16 protein-coding genes are annotated in these 19,559 nt (G+C 47.7%); 11 read left to right on the top strand and 5 right to left on the bottom strand.

The features are described from left to right. Nucleotides 1-137 precede the first annotated feature (137 nt). The gene (paaY, locus tag H579_RS0112565; protein ID WP_028300978.1) at nucleotides 138-746 is read right to left on the bottom strand and encodes a phenylacetic acid degradation protein PaaY; all 609 of its coding nucleotides are present in this window, start codon (nucleotides 744-746) and stop codon (nucleotides 138-140) included. Between the two features lie 110 nt (nucleotides 747-856). Then, the gene (paaN, locus tag H579_RS0112560; RefSeq protein ID WP_028300977.1) at nucleotides 857-2,524 is read right to left on the bottom strand and encodes a phenylacetic acid degradation protein PaaN; all 1,668 of its coding nucleotides are present in this window, start codon (nucleotides 2,522-2,524) and stop codon (nucleotides 857-859) included. Between the two features lie 958 nt (nucleotides 2,525-3,482). On the opposite strand from paaN, the gene paaF reads away from it, so the two are divergent. The 7 genes from paaF (at nucleotide 3,483) to H579_RS0112525 (ending at nucleotide 10,150) form a co-directional block, all read left to right on the top strand. After that, nucleotides 3,483-4,262: a 2,3-dehydroadipyl-CoA hydratase PaaF gene (paaF, locus tag H579_RS0112555; RefSeq protein ID WP_051227582.1), complete on the top strand. Its 780-nt coding sequence runs from the start codon at nucleotides 3,483-3,485 to the stop codon at nucleotides 4,260-4,262. Between the two features lie 3 nt (nucleotides 4,263-4,265). After that, nucleotides 4,266-5,057, top strand: coding sequence for a 2-(1,2-epoxy-1,2-dihydrophenyl)acetyl-CoA isomerase PaaG (paaG, locus tag H579_RS0112550; protein WP_028300975.1), 792 nt, complete (start codon nucleotides 4,266-4,268; stop codon nucleotides 5,055-5,057). A gap of 12 nt (nucleotides 5,058-5,069) precedes the next feature. After that, complete coding sequence (gene paaH / locus H579_RS0112545; RefSeq protein ID WP_028300974.1) at nucleotides 5,070-6,608, top strand: 3-hydroxyacyl-CoA dehydrogenase PaaH; 1,539 nt, start codon at nucleotides 5,070-5,072, stop codon at nucleotides 6,606-6,608. After that, nucleotides 6,601-7,068 (top strand): hydroxyphenylacetyl-CoA thioesterase PaaI, encoded by a 468-nt coding sequence (gene paaI, locus H579_RS0112540; RefSeq protein WP_028300973.1) that lies wholly within the window; start codon nucleotides 6,601-6,603, stop codon nucleotides 7,066-7,068. The genes paaH and paaI overlap by 8 nt, the downstream gene beginning before the upstream one ends. Before the next feature lies 1 nt (nucleotide 7,069). Continuing rightward, nucleotides 7,070-8,278: a 3-oxoadipyl-CoA thiolase gene (gene pcaF / locus H579_RS0112535; RefSeq protein ID WP_028300972.1), complete on the top strand. Its 1,209-nt coding sequence runs from the start codon at nucleotides 7,070-7,072 to the stop codon at nucleotides 8,276-8,278. Nucleotides 8,279-8,443: 165 nt separating this feature from the next. Next, nucleotides 8,444-9,742 (top strand): phenylacetate--CoA ligase PaaK, encoded by a 1,299-nt coding sequence (gene paaK, locus H579_RS0112530; RefSeq protein WP_425411347.1) that lies wholly within the window; start codon nucleotides 8,444-8,446, stop codon nucleotides 9,740-9,742. 210 nt (nucleotides 9,743-9,952) lie between these two features. After that, nucleotides 9,953-10,150, top strand: a complete 198-nt coding sequence (locus H579_RS0112525; RefSeq protein WP_028300970.1) for a YjfB family protein — start codon at nucleotides 9,953-9,955, stop codon at nucleotides 10,148-10,150. A gap of 95 nt (nucleotides 10,151-10,245) precedes the next feature. Here H579_RS0112525 and H579_RS27915 read toward each other — a convergent pair whose 3' ends face one another. The 3 genes from H579_RS27915 to H579_RS0112510 form a co-directional block, all read right to left on the bottom strand. Next, on the bottom strand, nucleotides 10,246-11,472 hold the full coding sequence (locus H579_RS27915) for an HD-GYP domain-containing protein (protein WP_211224715.1): 1,227 nt from the start codon (nucleotides 11,470-11,472) through the stop codon (nucleotides 10,246-10,248). Nucleotides 11,473-11,507: 35 nt separating this feature from the next. Then, nucleotides 11,508-12,779 (bottom strand): EAL and HDOD domain-containing protein, encoded by a 1,272-nt coding sequence (locus tag H579_RS0112515; RefSeq protein WP_028300969.1) that lies wholly within the window; start codon nucleotides 12,777-12,779, stop codon nucleotides 11,508-11,510. A 577-nt stretch (nucleotides 12,780-13,356) separates the two neighbouring features. Next, nucleotides 13,357-14,508, bottom strand: a complete 1,152-nt coding sequence (locus H579_RS0112510; RefSeq protein WP_028300968.1) for an ABC transporter substrate-binding protein — start codon at nucleotides 14,506-14,508, stop codon at nucleotides 13,357-13,359. 610 nt (nucleotides 14,509-15,118) lie between these two features. On the opposite strand from H579_RS0112510, the gene paaX reads away from it, so the two are divergent. From paaX to H579_RS0112490, 4 genes are all read left to right on the top strand, one after another. Continuing rightward, the gene (gene paaX / locus H579_RS0112505) at nucleotides 15,119-16,039 is read left to right on the top strand and encodes a phenylacetic acid degradation operon negative regulatory protein PaaX (RefSeq protein ID WP_028300967.1); all 921 of its coding nucleotides are present in this window, start codon (nucleotides 15,119-15,121) and stop codon (nucleotides 16,037-16,039) included. A 207-nt stretch (nucleotides 16,040-16,246) separates the two neighbouring features. Beyond that, nucleotides 16,247-17,602 (top strand): FAD-dependent oxidoreductase, encoded by a 1,356-nt coding sequence (locus H579_RS0112500; protein WP_028300966.1) that lies wholly within the window; start codon nucleotides 16,247-16,249, stop codon nucleotides 17,600-17,602. A gap of 67 nt (nucleotides 17,603-17,669) precedes the next feature. Next, nucleotides 17,670-18,227 (top strand): DUF2889 domain-containing protein, encoded by a 558-nt coding sequence (locus tag H579_RS0112495; RefSeq protein ID WP_028300965.1) that lies wholly within the window; start codon nucleotides 17,670-17,672, stop codon nucleotides 18,225-18,227. Between the two features lie 37 nt (nucleotides 18,228-18,264). Next, a complete protein-coding gene (locus H579_RS0112490) occupies nucleotides 18,265-19,308 on the top strand; it encodes a hypothetical protein (protein WP_028300964.1) in 1,044 nt (347 codons plus the stop codon). Nucleotides 19,309-19,559: the final 251 nt, after the last annotated feature.

Genomic DNA, 19,559 nt, shown 5'->3' with positions numbered 1-19,559 from the left:
ACCGGGTCATCCGTGGATATATTTTCCATCTCACACCGTTAGGTTAAAGACGACCTTGCAGTAAATCGGTTCGCAAAAACATCAGGGCAAATAGAATAAAACAGCGATCCAAAACGATAATGTTGATACAAGTCGTTTTAGTCTTTCTGCTGCTTTACTTCATATAAGGGTTTTACATCAGGAATTTCGATACGTTTTCTATCCGCTTCAACCTCAGTTAAAGCCTCTACCTTTTCCATCGTCTGCAGACTACGCACCGCAAGGTTCTGGTACTCTTTTGTACCTTTACTCTTCCAGTTGATCTCTTTATCAGACAGTTCGCGCATCACCTTAGCTGGCGTACCTGCCAACAAGCTACGGGGAGGACAGTCGAAATCCGCTTTAACAAAGGCACAAGCCGCAACAATGGAGGCTTCACCGATCTTGGCGTTATCCATCACCACGGCATTCATACCCACCAAGGCATTTTTACCGATATGACAACCGTGCAGTACGGCACCATGACCAATATGGCCATCTTCCTCAACCACGGTATCCGTACCCGGAAAACCGTGCATGACGCAGGTATCCTGCACATTGGCACCGGCTTTAATCACCAGACGACCAAAGTCACCACGCAGACAAGCATTAGGGCCGATATAACAGCGAGGGCCAATAATCACATCGCCGATCAAAACAGCGGTGGGATGGACAAAGGCAGTGGGATCAACAACAGGTGTGATGCCATCAATGCTATAAACTTGCATATCTACCAACCTGTATTTTTATCTCAGAAATTTAAGAGGAGTAGCCAGATACCCAGAGTCAAACTCTGGGTATCTGTACGTACTGATGTCACTTGATAAGACAGAAGGCCTTAAACGTGACGACGGCTCTGAACCACCACAAAACGACGGGTTACAAAGGCCGCATCGGTCAGAGAAGCGTTAGACGCTGGGTTACCACCGGTTGCGTGGAAATCACTGAAGGCTGCGGATTGGTTAACAAACACACCGCCATCCAGGTTTACAGACAAAGCAACGGCTGCTTCCATCGCCACTTCTTCAGCCTGCTCCAGTACCGCATCATCCGTAGAGTAAATCCCCAGAGTGATGGCACCTTTCTCAGAAATCACTTCCTGAGCCAGCTGCAGACTGTGCTCAGTGCTGTCAGTGGCAATTACGAAGGAGATAGGACCAAAGCGCTCTTCGCTGTACTTATCTTTCTCAGACGCATCCACTTTCAGGATCATTGGCGTGTGGATACGGGCATTCGGGAAATGAGGATGCTCACGCTGCTCACTGGCCAGAACCACTTCACCCAGAGATTCACACTCTTTGATGCGGTCAACAGTAGCGCAAGACTGAACAGCACCCAGTACCATGCAGGCACGCTCGTTATCGCTCAGGAACTTAGAGGTTGCGATAGACAGAGCCTGTGCCACTTCGTCGAAGCTCATCTCACCGTCAGCGGTCTTGATACCGTTACGCGGGATGTAGATCGCCTGAGTGGTGGTACACATCTGACCGGAGTACAGGCTCAGCGTGAAGGCCAGATTACGGGCAACGGCTTTGATATCTTTAACGCTGTCGATCACAACGGTGTTCACACCGGCTTTCTCGGTGAAGACCTGAGCTTGCTTAGCATTCTCTTCCAGCCAGTTACCGAAGAAGTTAGAACCGGTGAAGTCGATCAGCTTCACATCTTTGTGAGTTGCCAGTTCTTTTGTTACAGGCGCGTCAGCAGTATCCGCAATCATAGATACCAGATGTGGCGCAAAACCGGCTTCTTTCAGTACTTGCTGAGCAATCTTGATAGAAACCGCTGCAGGCAGTACAGAACCTGGGTGTGGCTTAACAATCACTGGGTTACCAGTGACCAGAGAAGCAAACAGACCTGGGTAGGTATTCCAGGTTGGGAAGGTAGAGCAGCCCACAACCAGCGCTACACCACGTGGTACGATGTGGAAGTTCTTCTGCATTACCAGAGGATCATGCTTACCCTGAGGCTTGGTCCAGGTAGCTGTCTCAGGCACTTCTTTCATAGCACGGTAAGCGTAGGCTACCGCTTCCAGACCACGATCCTGAGCGTGAGGACCACCTGCCTGGAACGACATCATAAAGCCCTGACCCGAGGTGTGCATAACACCGTAAGCGATCTCAAAGCTGTTTTTGTTCAGACGATCCAGAATTTCCATACATACGCCAGCACGCACGTCTGGACCCGCATCACGCCAAGCCTTCATCGCAGCTTTCATTTCCGGGATCAGGACTTCGTGATCAACCTTAGGGTAGCGCACATTCATTTCGATACCGTAAGGGGACTCCTCACCGGCAACTTCACCAACGATACCGGGCATTTCCAGTTCAAAGTAGCTGTTCAGAGACGCTTTAAACGCCTCTTCGCCTTTCTGGTTAGCATCTTCACCGTAAGCGCGGGGGCTTGGGTTTTCACTGAATGGTGTCCAGTAATCACGGGGTTGAATCGCATTCAGCGCCTGATCCAGAGTTTCCTTGTGACGCTGGAAAAATTCATTTTGACTCATCTTTAAGATCTCTCCTGGTTTTTCCGTATCATATAATTATTATAAGAGCCGATAATACAGAAAAGTGGTGGTTTAACTTCAGTTAGTCGTTTAATGGCACCTGCAGGCCATTAATTAAATGTAGCCAGTTATAGACTGAAACGCTTTTTCACTTTCAGTCTTTGCCCTGTCCAGTGGCCTAATCTGGTAGATTTAGTCCGCAGCAAAGCAAAAAATCTATCACGCTAATCACTGACTATTTTTTAGTCAGTGACGCCGATATATCACCGTTGTTGTCATATTAACAATCAATCAAAATTAACAATCAATCAACTTTCCTGACACTTTAAAGCGTCTTAAGCCTTGCTCAACCAAAGTCTTAGTCAAAACATAAACTCCGGAAAAACATCAGCCTTTACTGATCCAATTGTACTGACAACCCGGAAAACTGCCTTATTTGGTCGTCCAAGATACACGATATTTTACGATACCGAAACCCTGCTTTTAAATTTAACTCTTGTATCCCTTTCTATGAATACGGTAGTCTTAAGCCACATAAGGGGAATATTCCTACCTACACTTCATTGATCTGTGTGGGTAAAAAGGTCAGTTTTTTCTTCATTCGGCGATAGGCACAAAGATCGCAAGCAGAAAAAATGATGATCAATAGCAGAGAAGCTAAGCAAGAAGATCGGTGGGTAACGCCCGGAAAAGCCGACAGATGCAACACCATTAATGACTCAATTTTGATCAGTGCAGACAGGCGATGCCATAACCTGACTGTGCTTTTGTGCGTATGCTGGTTTAACCATCAGATACTGGCCACCAGGTAAAAACCGTGTGAAATATAGAGAAGGCTTTATTTATTCAGTTTCAAGGCCCTTCTATATTTCTCACAGAATCCAAAATAAAGCGCCCTGGCGCTGAAAGCAATTTACTGCAACCGGGTATGCTCCCAGATAAGAACGGATTAACCCAAATGACATATCAAACCATTACCACAAGCACTGATACTGCGGCGAAGGTGCTCACTATAACGCTAAACCGTCCGGAAGCGTTTAACGCCCTCAACACTCAACTCCTGAGTGAAGTGGCTGATGTACTGGAACAAGCGGACCAGGATCAAGGCATTGGTGCCGTAGTGATCACAGGCGGACCAAAAGTGTTTGCCGCCGGTGCTGATATTAAAGAGATGGCCTCACTGGATGCGGTCGGTGTCATGAACGACGCCCGCCCTAAACACTGGCGCCGCATCTATCAGTTCTCCAAGCCGATGATCGCCGCCGTAAACGGCTATGCCCTGGGCGGCGGCTGTGAGCTTGTGATGCATTGTGACATCGTGATTGCCGGTGAAAGCGCCCTGTTTGGCCAGCCTGAGATCAATCTGGGCATTATCCCAGGTGCCGGTGGTACTCAGCGCCTGATTCGTACCGTCGGTAAGCCTCTGGCCACCAAGATGGTACTGAGCGGCGAAATGATTGATGCCAATACCGCACTACGAGCCAATCTGGTCGCCGAAGTGGTCATCCCTGAACGCACCATTGAACGCGCTCATCAGCTGGCGACCACCATTGCCAGCAAACCACCGATTGCCGTACGTCTGGCGAAAGAAGCCCTGCTGAAATCTTTTGAGACCGATCTTGAATCCGGTCTGAACCTGGAACGTAAAGCCTTTACCCTACTGGCTGCGACAGAAGATCGCAAAGAGGGTATCGCTGCATTTATGGAAAAACGTAAACCTGAATTTAAAGGATGCTAAGCCATGTCTTTCAACAATATTGAGTTTGTGATTGAGGATGGAGTGGCCATCCTGACGTTTAACCGCCCGGATAGCCTGAACAGCTTTAACGCTGAGATGCACTCTGAAGTGCGTGAGGCTCTGAAAGAAACCAAGAAGAATCCAGAAGTACGTGCACTGGTTATTACCGGTAATGGCCGTGGCTTCTGTGCCGGTCAGGATCTGAGTGATCGTAACGTAGCACCAGGTGCCGAAGCACCAAACCTGGGTGAGTCGATCGAGAAAAACTACAACCCGATGATTCGCAGCATCCGCGCCCTGGAAATGCCAGTAATCTGCGCAGTGAATGGTGTGGCAGCGGGTGCCGGTGCCAATATTGCTCTGGCGTGTGATATTGTATTTGCCGCTCGCTCCGCTAAGTTTATCCAGGCTTTCTGCAAAATTGGCCTGATTCCTGATTCCGGCGGCACCTGGACACTGCCAAACACTGTAGGTCAGGCTCGTGCGATGGCTCTGTCTATGCTGGGTGACCGCATTTCTGCCGAGCAAGCAGAACAGTGGGGCATGATCTGGAAAGCGGTAGATGATGAAGAAGTTAAAGCCACTGCGATTGAAACGGCCAAGCAGCTGGCCACTCAGCCGACTAAAGGTCTGGCACTGATCAAGCGTGCGATTCATGCTTCTGCGACCAACACTCTGGATGAGCAGCTGGATCTGGAACGCGATCTGCAAACCATCGCCGGTCGCACTGAAGATTACCGTGAAGGCGTTGCCGCCTTTATGGAAAAACGTCAGCCAACCTTTAAAGGCCAGTAACAGGAGCTTGTTATGACACTGACGGTAAATGAGACCGTTGCGGTAATCGGTGCTGGCACCATGGGTGCAGGTATCGCTCAGGTTGCAGCTAAATTTGGTCACAGCGTTCTGCTGTACGACAAGATGGAAGGCGCGGCACAAGCAGGCCTTGATCGCACTGCTAAGGGTCTGGAGAAACTGGTGGCCCGCGGCAAGATGAGCGAAGAAGACAAGAACGCTCTGGTGAGTCGTATTCAAGCCACTGAGAATCTGGCTGATCTGGCTCCGGCACGCTTAGTCGTAGAAGCCATTGTTGAAAACCTGGCCGTTAAACAGTCTGTCTTTTCTGAGCTGGAAGAGCTGTGCGGCGACGATACTATTCTGGCGACCAATACCTCTTCTATCTCTGTGACCTCTATTGGTGCGGCACTGAAGCGCCCGGAAAACCTGGTCGGTATGCACTTCTTTAACCCAGCGCCAATTATGAAGCTGGTTGAAGTGATCAAGGGTCTGGCAACGTCCGAAGAAGTGGCACAACAGGTTTACGATCTGTCTACCGCTTGGGGCAAGCATGCTGTAATGGCTAAGTCGACCCCTGGCTTTATCGTGAACCGAGTGGCCCGCCCTTTCTATGCTGAAGGCCTGCGTGTATTGGAAGAAGGTGGCGCTGATGAAGCCACTATCGACGCCATTGCCCGTGAATCCGGTCAATTCCGCATGGGTCCATTTGAACTGATGGATCTGATCGGCCACGACGTGAACTACTCAGTGACCGCTTCCGTTTTTGATGCCTACTACGGCGATCAACGCTTCCTGCCTTCCCTGATCCAGAAAGATCTGGTTGAGGCGGGCTTCCACGGTCGTAAGACAGGTCGCGGCTTCTACGACTACAGTGAAGGCGCTGAAAAAGCTCAGCCGAATACTCTGGCTAAGCAGGACGCACCCAGCGCGATTACTGTAGAAGGCAATCTGGGCGTAGCAGAAGCCCTGGTAAGCCGTATTGAAGCAGCAGGTATCTCCGTTCACCGTCAGTCAGAGCACGAAGCACAAGGCCGCATCTGTATCGGTAATTTGGTGCTGGCATTAACCGATGGCCGCATGGCAACCGAGCGCGCAGCAGCGGAGCAACGCAGCGAGCTAGTACTGTTTGATCTGGCACTGGACTACGCCACAGCAGGCCGTATCGCTCTGGTTAAAGCAGATCAAGCCAGCGAAGCCAGCCTGAACCAAGCCGCCGGTCTGTTCCAGGCGCTGGATATTCAGGTCTCTGTCATTGATGATGTACCGGGTATGGTGCTGATGCGTACCGTTGCCATGCTAGCAAATGAAGGCGCAGATGCGGTTAACCAACAAGTCTGTGATGTTGCGGCGGTTGATGTGGCGATGCAAAGCGGTGTGAACTATCCAAAAGGCCCTATGGCCTGGGCCGATCAGGTGGGTCTGAGTCATATACATACCGTACTGAGCAATCTGGTAGCCAGCTACGGTGAAGATCGTTACCGCCCCTCCCCTCTGCTGCGTCGTAAAGTATTTGCACAAGGTTCTTTTCATGGTGGTGCCTCCCATGACTGACACCAACAACCTTAAGCCAGGCGAAATGAGCCCGGAAGTACTGGCTCGTGCTTGCGCAGAAGCTATGTATGCCCGTGATCATGCGGCCCTGATGCTGGAGATGAAGATCGAAGATGTTCAGCCGGGTCATTCAAAGCTGAGCATGAAGGTGCGTCAGGATATGTGCAACGGCCATGGCATCTGTCATGGTGGCATGATCTTTACTCTGGCGGATACCGCTTTTGCTTACGCCTGCAACAGCTACAACCAAGTGACTGTAGCCGCGGGCTGTACGATTGAGTATATCGCTCCCGGTCAACTGGATGACACCCTGTATGCTGAAGCCAAAGAGGTGACGGTTCAGGGTCGTAATGGCATCTACGATATCACTATCAGCAATCAGGATGGCAAAGCCATCGCTTTTTTCCGTGGTAAATCTCGCCAGATCAAAGGCGAAGTAATTCCGTCTGAGGATAAATAACATGACTGACGCTTATATCTGCGACGCAATCCGCACTCCTTTTGGCCGCTACGGCGGTGGCCTGTCTTCCGTTCGTGCGGACGACCTGGGTGCAGTACCTATTAAAGCCCTGATGGAACGCAACCCTCAGGTGGATTGGGCATCGGTTGAAGACGTGATCTACGGTAATGCGAACCAAGCCGGTGAAGATAACCGTAACGTAGCCCGTATGTCCTCTCTGCTGGCGGGTCTGCCGACGTCTGTTCCAGGCACCACGATTAACCGCCTGTGCGGCTCGGGTATGGACGCCATCGGTATGGCAGCCCGTGCCATCAAGTCCGGTGAAACCGACCTGATGATCGCCGGTGGTTGTGAGTCCATGTCCCGTGCCCCATTTGTGATGGGCAAAGCGGAAAGCGCGTTCAGCCGTAATCCAAACGGCCTGTACGACACCACTATCGGCTGGCGTTTTATCAATAAGAAGATGGAAGCAGAGTTCGGTGTAGATTCTATGCCGGAAACCGCTGAGAACGTGGCGGAAGATTTTAATATCTCCCGTGAAGATCAGGACCTGTTTGCTTTCCGCAGCCAGCAGAAAACCGCTGCAGCGATGGAAGCAGGCCTGTTTAACGAAGAGATCTGCCCGGTCACGATTCCTCAGCGTAAAGGCGATGACATCATCGTTGATACCGATGAGCACCCGCGTGCCTCTACCACGCTGGAAGGCCTGGCTAAACTGAAAGCGCCATTCCGTGCCGGTGGTTCCGTGACAGCAGGTAACGCTTCTGGCGTAAACGATGGTGCTTGTGCGCTACTGATCGCCTCTAAAGAAGCGGCTGAAAAGAATGGCCTGACGCCTAAAGCCCGTATCGTGGCTATGGCGACTGCGGGTCTTGAGCCGCGCATCATGGGTTTTGGCCCTGCACCAGCATCCAAAAAGGTACTGGAAAAAGCCGGTCTGACTCTGGATCAGATGGATGTGATCGAACTGAACGAAGCCTTTGCTTCTCAAGGTCTAGCCGTTATGCGTGATCTGGGCCTGCCAGACGATGCAGCACACGTTAACCCGAATGGCGGCGCCATCTCTCTGGGTCACCCTCTGGGTGCTTCCGGTGCCCGCCTGGTCACGACTGCGATGTATCAGCTACATAGAACAGGTGGTCGTTACGCACTATGCACCATGTGTATTGGCGTAGGTCAGGGTATCGCCCTGATTATTGAGCGAGTATAAACCGCCGCATTAAAGCTCTGGGAAGGCCCTAGCCCTTCCCAGTGAGCGATTAGACATCCCATAAGATGATAAAAATCGCTCATAACAACCATGCTCCAAAGAAGATAGATAAAACGTCCGCAGAGGCGTGTTCTGACAATAAAAGAGTAAAAACAGGACAAGATTATGATGAATATGAAAGTGGATCCAAACGCACTTGACCCTATTGAAACGGCCAGTATTGATGAGATCCGTGCACTGCAGCTGAGCCGCATGAAGTTCAGCCTGAAACACGCCTACAACAACGTTTCCGCTTACCGTAAGCTGTGTGACGAGAAAGGTGTTCACCCTTCAGATCTGAAAACCCTGGATGATCTGAAGCTGTTCCCATTTACGACTAAACAGTATCTGCGTGATGCTTACCCGTTTGACTCTTTTGCGGTACCTATGAGCGAAGTAGTGCGTATTCACGCCTCTTCCGGTACGACGGGTCAGCCAACGGTTGTGGGCTACACTCAGCACGATATTAATGTGTGGGCCGATGTAGTGGCTCGCTCTATCCGTGCAGCCGGTGGTCGTAGCACCGATAAGGTTCATGTTTCCTACGGTTACGGCCTGTTTACCGGTGGTATGGGTGCACACTACGGTGCCGAGCGCCTGGGTTGTGCGGTAATCCCTATGTCCGGCGGTCAGACTGAGAAGCAAGTTCAGCTGATGCGTGATTTTGATCCGGACATCATCATGGTAACACCATCCTACATGCTGAATCTGATGGATGAGATGGAGCGCCAGGGCCTGGACCCGAAAGAGATGGCGCTGCGTATCGGCATCTTTGGTGCTGAGCCATGGACCGCTGAGATGCGCAAAAACATCGAAGGTCGTCTGGGCATCGATGCAGTAGATATCTACGGTCTGTCTGAAGTAATGGGTCCTGGTGTGGCTCAGGAATGTGCAGAAACCAAAGATGGCCCAACCATCTGGGAAGATCACTTCTATCCTGAGATTATCGATCCTAATACCGGTGAAGTACTGCCAGACGGTGAATACGGTGAGCTGGTATTTACCTCACTGACCAAAGAAGCACTGCCGGTGATTCGTTACCGTACCCGTGACCTGACTCGTCTGCTACCAGGCACTGCACGCCCTATGCGTCGTATCGACAAGATCACTGGTCGCTCAGATGATATGCTGATCATCCGTGGTGTAAACGTATTCCCAACGCAGATTGAAGAACAGATTCTGAAGATCCCTGCACTGGCGCCTCACTACGAGATTATCGTAACTAAAGAAGGCAACATGGATACTGTACAAGTGAAGGTTGAGATGACACCTGAAGCACAGGATCTTGATCCGGCTCCGGTTGTGAAAGAACTGCAGCACCACATTAAGTCTGTAGTGGGCATCAGCACTCGAATTGATGTTGTTCCTGTAGGCGGCCTGGCACGCTCTGAAGGCAAAGCGAAACGCGTCTCTGATCTGCGCTAAAGCCAGCTTTCACCTGACGCCATTCCAGTGAATAAAATCAGGCGACAGCAAATAGCTTCACCCTGTTAAAACCGGCTTCGGCCGGTTTTTTTGTGACCAGATTCCACTATTTTACGAAATGTTACTGATAATTTCTCATTATTGCCTTAAGCTGGGCATAAGTCAGCCGCTAATGTAAATTGCATATATGCAGTTAATAGGAGATTTATAATGGATGTCTCAAGCAGCAATGCTGCAAACAGCGCAGCCCGCCAAGATCCTTTGCTAGGTGTACAGATTAAGCTTTTTAAGTCCGCTCAGGACAACGCTCAGAGCACAATGGAAACTTTGTTAGGTTCTATTAATACTGTGCAACCTGCTCAATCTGTCGAACCCCACCTGGGTAACAAGATAGATACCCGGGCCTAGTTTCGAATCGATCTATAAATAGAAAAGGGGGCAAATGCCCCTTTTTTATTGCCTAAAGCACATCATATTTACCATAAAGTGCTAGTTTACACGCTTCAGACTGAGGGCAGATCCAGATCTCTGGTATCTAAAGTTCGTAAGATATTAATATGCGCTAACTCGGGCATCAACAGATCCAGTTCAGGCTGATCTGTTAAAGCAGTTTGATCTTTAGATAATAACACCCTAATCACGGGCCTGGTCCTTACATCGGGGTTAATCGCAGTTACCACAGCGACCTGTCCCGTATTAAGCTCAACCAGGCATCCAGGAGGGTATACTCCTAAGGCTTGAATAAACTTTTCTACCAAACGCCCGTCGAACAACTTGTAGCGCCAACGATAGAGTTTTGCCAAAGCCTGGGTTGGACTGGAGGATTCACTGTAAAAGCGCTCTCGAGTCATGGCTTCATAGGTTGTTGTTATACCCAGAATACGTGCAAACAAAGGAATTGATTTACCTTTTAATCCCCTGGGATAACCTGAACCATCATAACGCTCATGGTGACAGGCGATCATGTCCCTTAAACTTTCCATAGACGACAGATCTTCATTTAAGCCGACAAAGCTCACACCATCCATTACATGTTGCTCAATAATTGCTCTTTGAGAAGAATTTAGAGGTCCGGGATGATTTAATAGGTTATCAGGCACCTTCAACATGCCAATATCATGCAAAAGGGCACCCAGCCCCAATTCACACAACTGATCTTTACGAATACCTAAATGCTTGGCAAAAGTCAGTGTCAAAACACAAACATTTACGGACTTCTCAGCCAATGATTGTTCTTTCTCTTTTAAGCGAGTAAGTAATAATAAAGAGCTGGAGTCATTTAAAACATCCTGAGCCATTGTCTCAACAGAACGTTTCAGTTTAGGGCTATCCACCGCGCGGCCAACCTTGATATCAGAGAACACATCTGACATCTGCTCAACCGTTTGTTCCAGATCTTTTTCAGCCTTTTTCAGACGTTGCCAAGCAGCAGTATCAGCGGCTTCTACGGGCTCCGTTTTTTTCTCTTCTTTTTGTTTCTTTTTTGCTAACTGGGCGGTCTTTTGAGCCTCAAGAGCCTCTTGCTGATCAGAGATCTTCTGCCTTAAATGATTGGTTGCAGCCAGATCCGATTCGTTTAGATCAATCACAACAAATTTACAAAACTGCTTAATCTGCCGGATTTCTTTATCTGATTTGATTTTAAACGCATGGCGCCAGAACGGAGAGTTCATCCAGTTGATATCCAACTCAACAACCTTCATCCCTACCCTGACGTCATCTACCGCCACTTTTTTATGCATAAAATAGATTTGGACATGAGCTGCTATCCTGGCAGTTCCTCTTCCACCAATGTATTCATTAAGCTATCGCTCCATCGAAGCGCCTGCTCGTAGTGCTGTTGAACACGTAGGGTTGGCATATAACAGCCTGTACATGAATCACAACCCTGTCGGCTGAATTTTTCTGCACATTCGGCAATGGACATATAGTTAAAATCACCACTTTCCATATATCCCTGCTCAAGCAATTGCTTGAGCTCATCAGCCAACTTCAGCTCAGCAACCATCGCCTTAACCGAACAACCCAAGGCTACTGAGATTGCCTTCAGAGTACCAGCTAAAAAAGCAGTATCCGTGTTTAGCTCCTGAATATCTCCGGCTAAAGCTTCTGCCATATAAGCCACAATAAACATCTGAGCTATCGAAGCATCAGACTGGGCTGCTACCCGGGTGACCGATATAAGCATTAAAAATGCTTTCAAACGCACCATCCCTATCACCATAATAGCATGGCGAACAGAGCTGATACTGATCTCTCGTTTCAAGCATAAGTTTGAAGCATAACGCATTAAACGATAATAGAGCCAAGGGTCAGTCTTAATAATACCTTCTAATTCAGAAATCGAAACCGCTGGATCACTTAATTTATTAATTAAATCCAGTACTTGGAAATGAGAAGAGCAAAAAGTTTTACCTGACACATTCTCAGGACGGGCAAAAAAATAACCCTGAAACAAATCAAAGCCCTGAGCTTTACACCATAGCCACTGCTCGTGGCTCTCAACTTTTTCTGCAAGCAAGATCAACGAATAACGCTTTAATATCGGCCACCATTGCTCAATTTGCTCCCGGCTAACAGCCATCAGATCTATCTTTACGATATCAGCGTAGGGTAGAAAGCCTTTGGCCAGGCTATCTATAGTGAAATCATCCAGCGCAATCTTATACCCTTTCTTTTTCAGAGCATCTACTTTGGCGATATTGTCTTCAGTGGCAGGTATATCTTCCAGTAGCTCAATGACTACCTGCTCTTTTGGGCATACCCAGTCTTCCACCCAATCAAGAGCTTGCTCAGGTACGTTGATATAAAGCTCTTTTCCCGTCACAAGAATAGAATCACCCTGCTCTAGCATGCTGGACATCAATACCTGAGCAGTCGCAAGCACCGGATGTATAACAGCTGCAGCTTCATCTTTCACACTATCACGATAGAGAAGTTCATAAGCCACTAATTCAGAATCACGATCCAAAATAGGCTGTCGAGCAAAAGCATAGGAATGATTTTGGGCAGGAACTACAGAAACATTAGAGCGCATTTAACCAATCTCCATATAAACAGTTATAAAGGTAACTGCAACTATTCAGCGACCGGCTCTGTCATTATACTGACAAGCAGGTAACCGCATCCTTCTTGTGGCATACATTAAACCCATTCAAAACAAAGCTTCATATTCAAAATAGCCGATCAATTAGCCATTAATCATATAAATTAGATATTGTTTTTCTTAGGCATACGCAATTACACGAAAAATTTCAGCATTTCTCATCTAGAGAGTGAGAGATAGTGCTGTAGAGATGTTTTGTGTAAATGCTTATACAAGAAAGCATACTGAATATTTACAGGCACCTTCCCTCTGGCGCTATAGGTTCATCCTGAACCGCGAACAGATCATACATTAAGATTTAAAAAAAATACAACATAAAGTTTAAGCTCTAATCAGCACAAATCTACCCTGACATCAGAAGCACAGTGAGAAAGATATTGCTATTTGTTCTCTGAGCAGTGATTAATCATCTTTCCTTCCATGCTTGCCATTTCGTATCGCGCAACGGTAAACAGAAAATCAGCAGATACCAAGCCAAACCTTCGCTGCATTTTTAAATACAAAGAGATTATTCAATCAATATCCATTGACCCTCATGGATCTCCAGCATCTTAAATGCGGTCAGATCCAAGCCCAGGTGGTCCCATTTACTCATATTGACTACACCTGCGGTACCAACATAATTGGACGTATTCTCCAATTCAGCTCGCACCTTATGCTTATTTGTAGAACCTGCACGTTCAATCGCAGACAAGGCTATCATCAAACCATCATAAGCATACCCCCCAAAAGGGGAAACCGGGCTCTGATAAGCCTGCTGATATTCGCTTTTATACTGCAAAATCACTTTCTTTTGAGGATTACGGTCAGGTAACTGGTCAGCCAGCAACAAAGGGGTCGCTGGTAAACGGACATTTTCTGACGCTTTGCCAGTTAACTGGACAAAGGTTTTTGATGCCACGCCATGGGACTGATACAGAGGAACTTGGATACCCAGCTGATGATAGTTACGAGTCACTATAGCCGGGCCCTGGCCAAAACCAAAATTCAGGATTGCATCAACTCCAGGTGTGCTCTGAATGCGCTTAAGCTGCGCCAGCATATTATGATCTCTGGGGCCATAAATCTCATCAGAAACCAATTCCAGGCCATACTTATCCAATACACTTCGGGCCTGTGCCCGCCCTGAGCGGCCAAAACCACCCTTCCCTGAGATCAAAGCAATACGCTTATAGCCACGCTTCTGCATATCAGTAAAAATTTTCTCAGCAGCCATCCGATCTGTGTGAGGCGTTTTAAAAACCCACTTTTTCACCGGATCAACAATAGCTACGGCACCTGCCAGAGAGATATAAGGAATTTTTGCCCACTCAACCAGTGGAATTACGGCCAAGGACGCACCAGAGGTACTGCCGCCAATGAGCAGGTCAACTTTGTCAATCTCAATCAGCTTTTTTACAAAGTTACGGGCTTTGTGAGCATTACCCTCAGTATCATAATGAATCAGTTCAACCTGCCTCCCTAACAGGCCACCTTTTGCATTAACTTTATCGACATAGAGCTGGAGGGTTTTAAGTTCTGGTTCACCCAAAAAAGAAGCGGGGCCGGTAACGGCCAGAAATGTCCCTATTTTAATAGTCTCAGCACCAAACACGGTGGAGATTAAGATCAAGGGGACAACCAGAGCCTGCATGCTCTTAACAGCTAGTTTCTTTAGCATGTTGTTTTCCCTAAAAAGCTATTTGTTATGTTTTTTGCAGGCGGCATTATTCCTGAATAGATGTATTAGGTCGACCTATTTTAGCGCCTATTACATATCAAATTTGTAACAAAAATTATAAACTTAGACTAAGATCATCTTATGGCGAGACGCGTCGATATAAGACTTATGCTTTAGTATAAACGCGCCTCAGTCGTGACCAGACCAAAGCAAAGTTTCGAATCACCCTGCCCTTATTACCTATGGAATTGATCCATTTTTTCTTTCTGCACTGGCGAACCTTGTAGAAACAGTAATTAGACCAAAACGATCTCTATCCCGCGAAAAATGGGAGTCTCTCGCTCTAGTCGCGGTGTAGCACGAACCGTATTGCTTTAGATCATCGGCTTTGAAGAAACGTCATTTATGCAGATCAAAAGAGAGACATAAAACAAATAAAAACACAACACAATGTACCAAATTGCATAGAATTCTTTTATTTCCATATTTTCTGTATCATTTTTATCTTTCTAACGTCTCCTTCTTAGACAAGGCAGTGCTTGCCCGCATGTGATACTGACCGTACAATCACAGCAACCTTTTGACTTATGTGTTACAGAATTAAAGACCTATGCCAAATAATCGTGCTGTACAACAGCTAGTTGAAGACTTCTGCCAGCAACGCCCCATCCGGGCCGGCTCCCTCATCATCACGGTGTACGGTGACTCCATAGCCCCAAGAGGCGGAACCGTTTGGCTGGGTAGTTTAATTAATATTCTCGCCCCCTTGGGCTTGAACCAAAGACTGGTACGCACCTCAGTATTCAGGCTGGCGAAGGAAGACTGGCTAATCTCTGAACAGATTGGCCGTCGAAGCTACTATAGCCTGACGGGTTCAGGTAGGCGGCGTTTCGAAAAAGCTTTTAAACGGGTTTATGCTCCAGTTCTACCCGACTGGGATGGTCGCTGGTGTATCGTATTAACCAGTCAGATAGACTCTGAACTCAGAAAGTCCGTTAAGGAAGAGTTAGGCTGGTTGGGCTTTGGCAATATTGCACCAGGTGTAATGGCTCACCCTACCGTGGATATGACGGAACTCCGGACCACACTAAAAGATCTTAACGCCCTGGAAGACGCCATCATCTTTGATACCTATAAACAGGACTTAATCAGCAGTCGACCACTGCGCCTGCTGGTGAGAGATTGCTGGAATCTGGATGAGCTGTCAGAAAGTTATAAGCATTTTTTGAATAAATTCCGCCCTATCTGGAATGACCTGAAGAACGTCGACCAGTTGGACCCTGAAGATTGTTTCCTGGTACGAACTCTGCTAATACATGAATATCGCCGAGTGTTACTAAGAGACCCTCAGCTGCCCGAGGAACTACTACCCAGCGATTGGGAGGGCACTGCTGCACGACTTCTATGTCGCAATCTTTATCGCTTGGTTACAGAAAGAACAGAGCAGCATCTTTCCAGCCATCTGGAAACTGCCGAAGGCCCTTTACCTGATGCTTCACCTTCTTTCTATAAACGCTTTGGCGGTTTGTAAGCAAGCTAGCATAAATAGCTCTATCTTCTCCGTCCACAAGCCGGAGAGGATAAGAATATAAATGCCGAAAGACTCTTGTGCGGGTGCTTAACTGAGCACTTTTAATTTGGTATTTCCGATTTAGCTGTTAACAATGGCTTCGGGAAACATGCAATCCCGCCGGATTAAAAAGCATAATATGACATATTGAACAAGGTGGTTGATACGATGTCTCATAGCATTGCAGTCGTGGGAACAGGCCCTGCAGGTTTTTACTTAGCCGACCTGCTCAGCAAAAAGCTGGAGCATAGCCAGCTGGACCTGATTGATCGCCTGCCTTCTCCCTTTGGCCTGATTAGGGCAGCCGTCGCACCAGACCATATCGCAACCAAGAATATTACCCGTCAGTTTGAGCGTGTTTTGCAACGGGATAATGTCCGCTTTCTGGGCAATATCGAAATAGGTAAAGATATCAGCTATGACGAGCTGAAAGCCTGTTACGACACCGTTATTATTGCTACCGGTGCAATAGAAGATCGACAGCTACCTCTTGAGGGAGCTGATTCAGAAGGAGTTTATGGCTCTGGGCGCTTTGTTACCTGGTATAACGCCCACCCTGATCGCTATGACTTTAGCCCCAAACTTGATGGCAAGCACATTGCTATTATCGGCAACGGCAATGTCGCTTTAGATATCGCCCGCATTCTGAGCAAAACACCAGATGAGATGGCCGACTCAGATATTAACCCTAAGGCTCAACAGCTGATAAAGGATTCACCTGTAGAAGATATCTACATCATTGGCCGTCGTGGACCTGAAGAGGCCAGCTTTACCCCATTTGAACTGGAAGAACTCTCACAGCTAAGCCAAGCGGTGCCTTTGGTTTACAGCGCTAATGGCGAAAGCCTCCTCATCCCTCAACAGATCGGTGAAGGTTACGACGGCCGGGAAAGTAAGATTCGACAAAAGAATCTTGAGATCTTACAACGTTATAGTGAAAACCAAGCGGGTGACAACGCGATTCGACTGCACTTTCTCTTCTGGCACAACCCTAGCAAAATTAACACTGAAAATGGTCGCATCAACAGTCTCAGCTTAAATAAAACCCAGTTAAAAAATAACCGTTTGGTTGAAACCCGTGAAACACTGACACTTCCAGTAGACACTCTGATTAGCGCTATCGGTTATCGTAGCACTCCTATTCCAGGTATGCCTTTTGACCAGCCAGCCGGAGTCGTCCGTAATGAACAAGGTCGAGTTGAAGCCGGAGTCTATTGTGTCGGCTGGTGTAAGCGTGGGCCTCAGGGTGTGATCCCCAGTAATCGTGCAGATGCAATCGAGATGGCAAAAACGATTATTGCCGATCTGGAAGCCAAACCTTCCGACCAAAGTAACAACCAATGCAGAACTCAGCCCAAACCAGGCCCAGGTGCTATCGATGAACTGCTCAGTGCAAGAAAGATCCGGGTAGTCGGCACTGACGACTGGCACAAAATAGATCAGGCCGAAATAGGCAGAGCACCGGAAGGTAAAATCCGGGAGAAGTTCACTACCGTTGAGCAGATGCTGGCCGTTTTAGATTAACAGTTATTCAACTTAAACAAGCCGGCATTGCGCCGGCTTTTTTTATTGATCATGCAAAGGTATTACCATGCCATTATCTCCCCCCTCTCCTCGTCGACTGGCCCATACACGTACAGTCACATGCCAGGCCTACGCCCGTGAAGATGGCCTGTGGGACATTGAAGGTCATATGACTGATATCAAAACTCAGGATATCGACAATGAAGACCGGGGAGGTACTATCCCGGCCGGTGAACCTATTCATGAGATGTGGTTACGCATCACGTTAGATACCCAGCTTAACATCCACGATGCGGAAGCCAGCACAGAGTTTGCACCTTTCAATCTTTGTCCTGCTATCACTTCAGCCTATAAAAAATTAATCGGTCTGAAGATTGGTCCGGGCTGGAATAAGGAAGTCAAAACTATGCTGGGCAATATCAATGGCTGCACTCATCACACCGAGCTGCTAGGCCCAATGGCTACCACCGCTTATCAGGCGCTATATCAGGAACTTAAGAGCCAGGAACAGCAAAATAAACAGCCTCCGGCAATCATGAACACCTGTCATACTTTGGCCTCAAATAGCTCAGTCGCTGCCCGTTTATGGCCTGAGCATGCAGACAAAATGATTGAATCCTCATAAGATACTTGATGAGAATAACAATAATCGGGGTTCCCCTATGACAAATAGCATTATTATTGCAGCACAGCGCTCTGTTGATCAGCAGGGAGACCTGGAAGACTGCTTATGTCTGATTGAGCAGGCGCAGAGCCTTAAGCTGCGCATCTCTCATTTAGAGATAGATCCACTGAGCGTTGACTGGAACAGTCGCATTAAAGCTAATCACTTCCGTACGGGCTGTGGTCCTATCGAAGCCTTATCTGTGGCGAACCGTATGATCTCTCAACAGGAAGTCGATGTTATCGTCATCCATGGCCGGGATTTTCTTCGATCAGAACATAGTCAGAGTGATCGCCATACCAGAATGGCCATTTATGGTGACGACTACAGCCTTCCTGAAGCCTACACTCTGCTGGCTAAACACTTCTGTCAACAACAGGGCTTAAGCCTGGAAGAGTTCTGTATTCTGCGTGATCAGGTTTTTGACAATTTAAAGCAAACTGCTGAGAAAAAGTCACTTAAACTGCCTGACAAGCGCTGGTTTGAACCTTTGACTGAACTTTTCCGAGGCGTAGACTGCGCCAATCCTGTGATTGACTTTGAAGGCATTGTTATCCTGTGTCATCCAGATATGCTACGACAATTAAAGCCTATGATCTCTCCTATTGAGGTTAAAGCCGTTGGTATCGGCCTTTCGGACGAAGATGGCCCGGAACAAGCAACTAATCTGGCAAATTACCACTCACTGGAGAAAGCCCTGCATTATGCTCAAGTACAATCAGGCCTGGATATGGCGGAAACCATTCGCGATCCCAATATCCGTTTAGATGCTTATACCTGCTATCCCATTGTCCCTCTGGCTTTATTACTCAAATCCGGAGCAGCTAATACGCCAGAAGAAGTAACAGCACTACTTCAAAGCAAACCTCTGACTCAAACAGGTGGTATGAATTTGGCTCGCGCACCCTGGAATAACCCGGCGCTCAACGGTCTGATTGCTATGTGCGAGAGCTTACAGCAGGACCCTATCGGCTCGCTTGGCTTGGTGCATGGTAATGGTGGCCTTGGTTATAAACAGGGTATCGCAATTCTAAGTTCATAACAGAAAATCAGTGCAAGAAGATTGCTCCCGAATCATTTAATGAAGCACATGGAAGCTACAAAAAACCTAATGCGCCCATCAGGACTATCATTATTTAATCCTTTTAAATCAAGCAATTAAAAAACATCAAAAGCTAACCACAATCCTATTAAGGTAAGTGGTTAGTTTCTCCCCATTACCTTCATGTGTGGATATTGCTCTATATCAAACTAGAGACAACCAGCTTCATTATTCCTTAGCTCTTGGCAAAT

It is taken from the genome of Oceanospirillum beijerinckii DSM 7166, assembly GCF_000422425.1.
In the GTDB taxonomy this organism is placed as follows: Bacteria; Pseudomonadota; Gammaproteobacteria; order Pseudomonadales; family Halomonadaceae; genus Oceanospirillum; species Oceanospirillum beijerinckii.
Note: the sequence above shows the minus strand (reverse complement) of the source record. Positions and strands in the feature narration are given on the sequence as shown.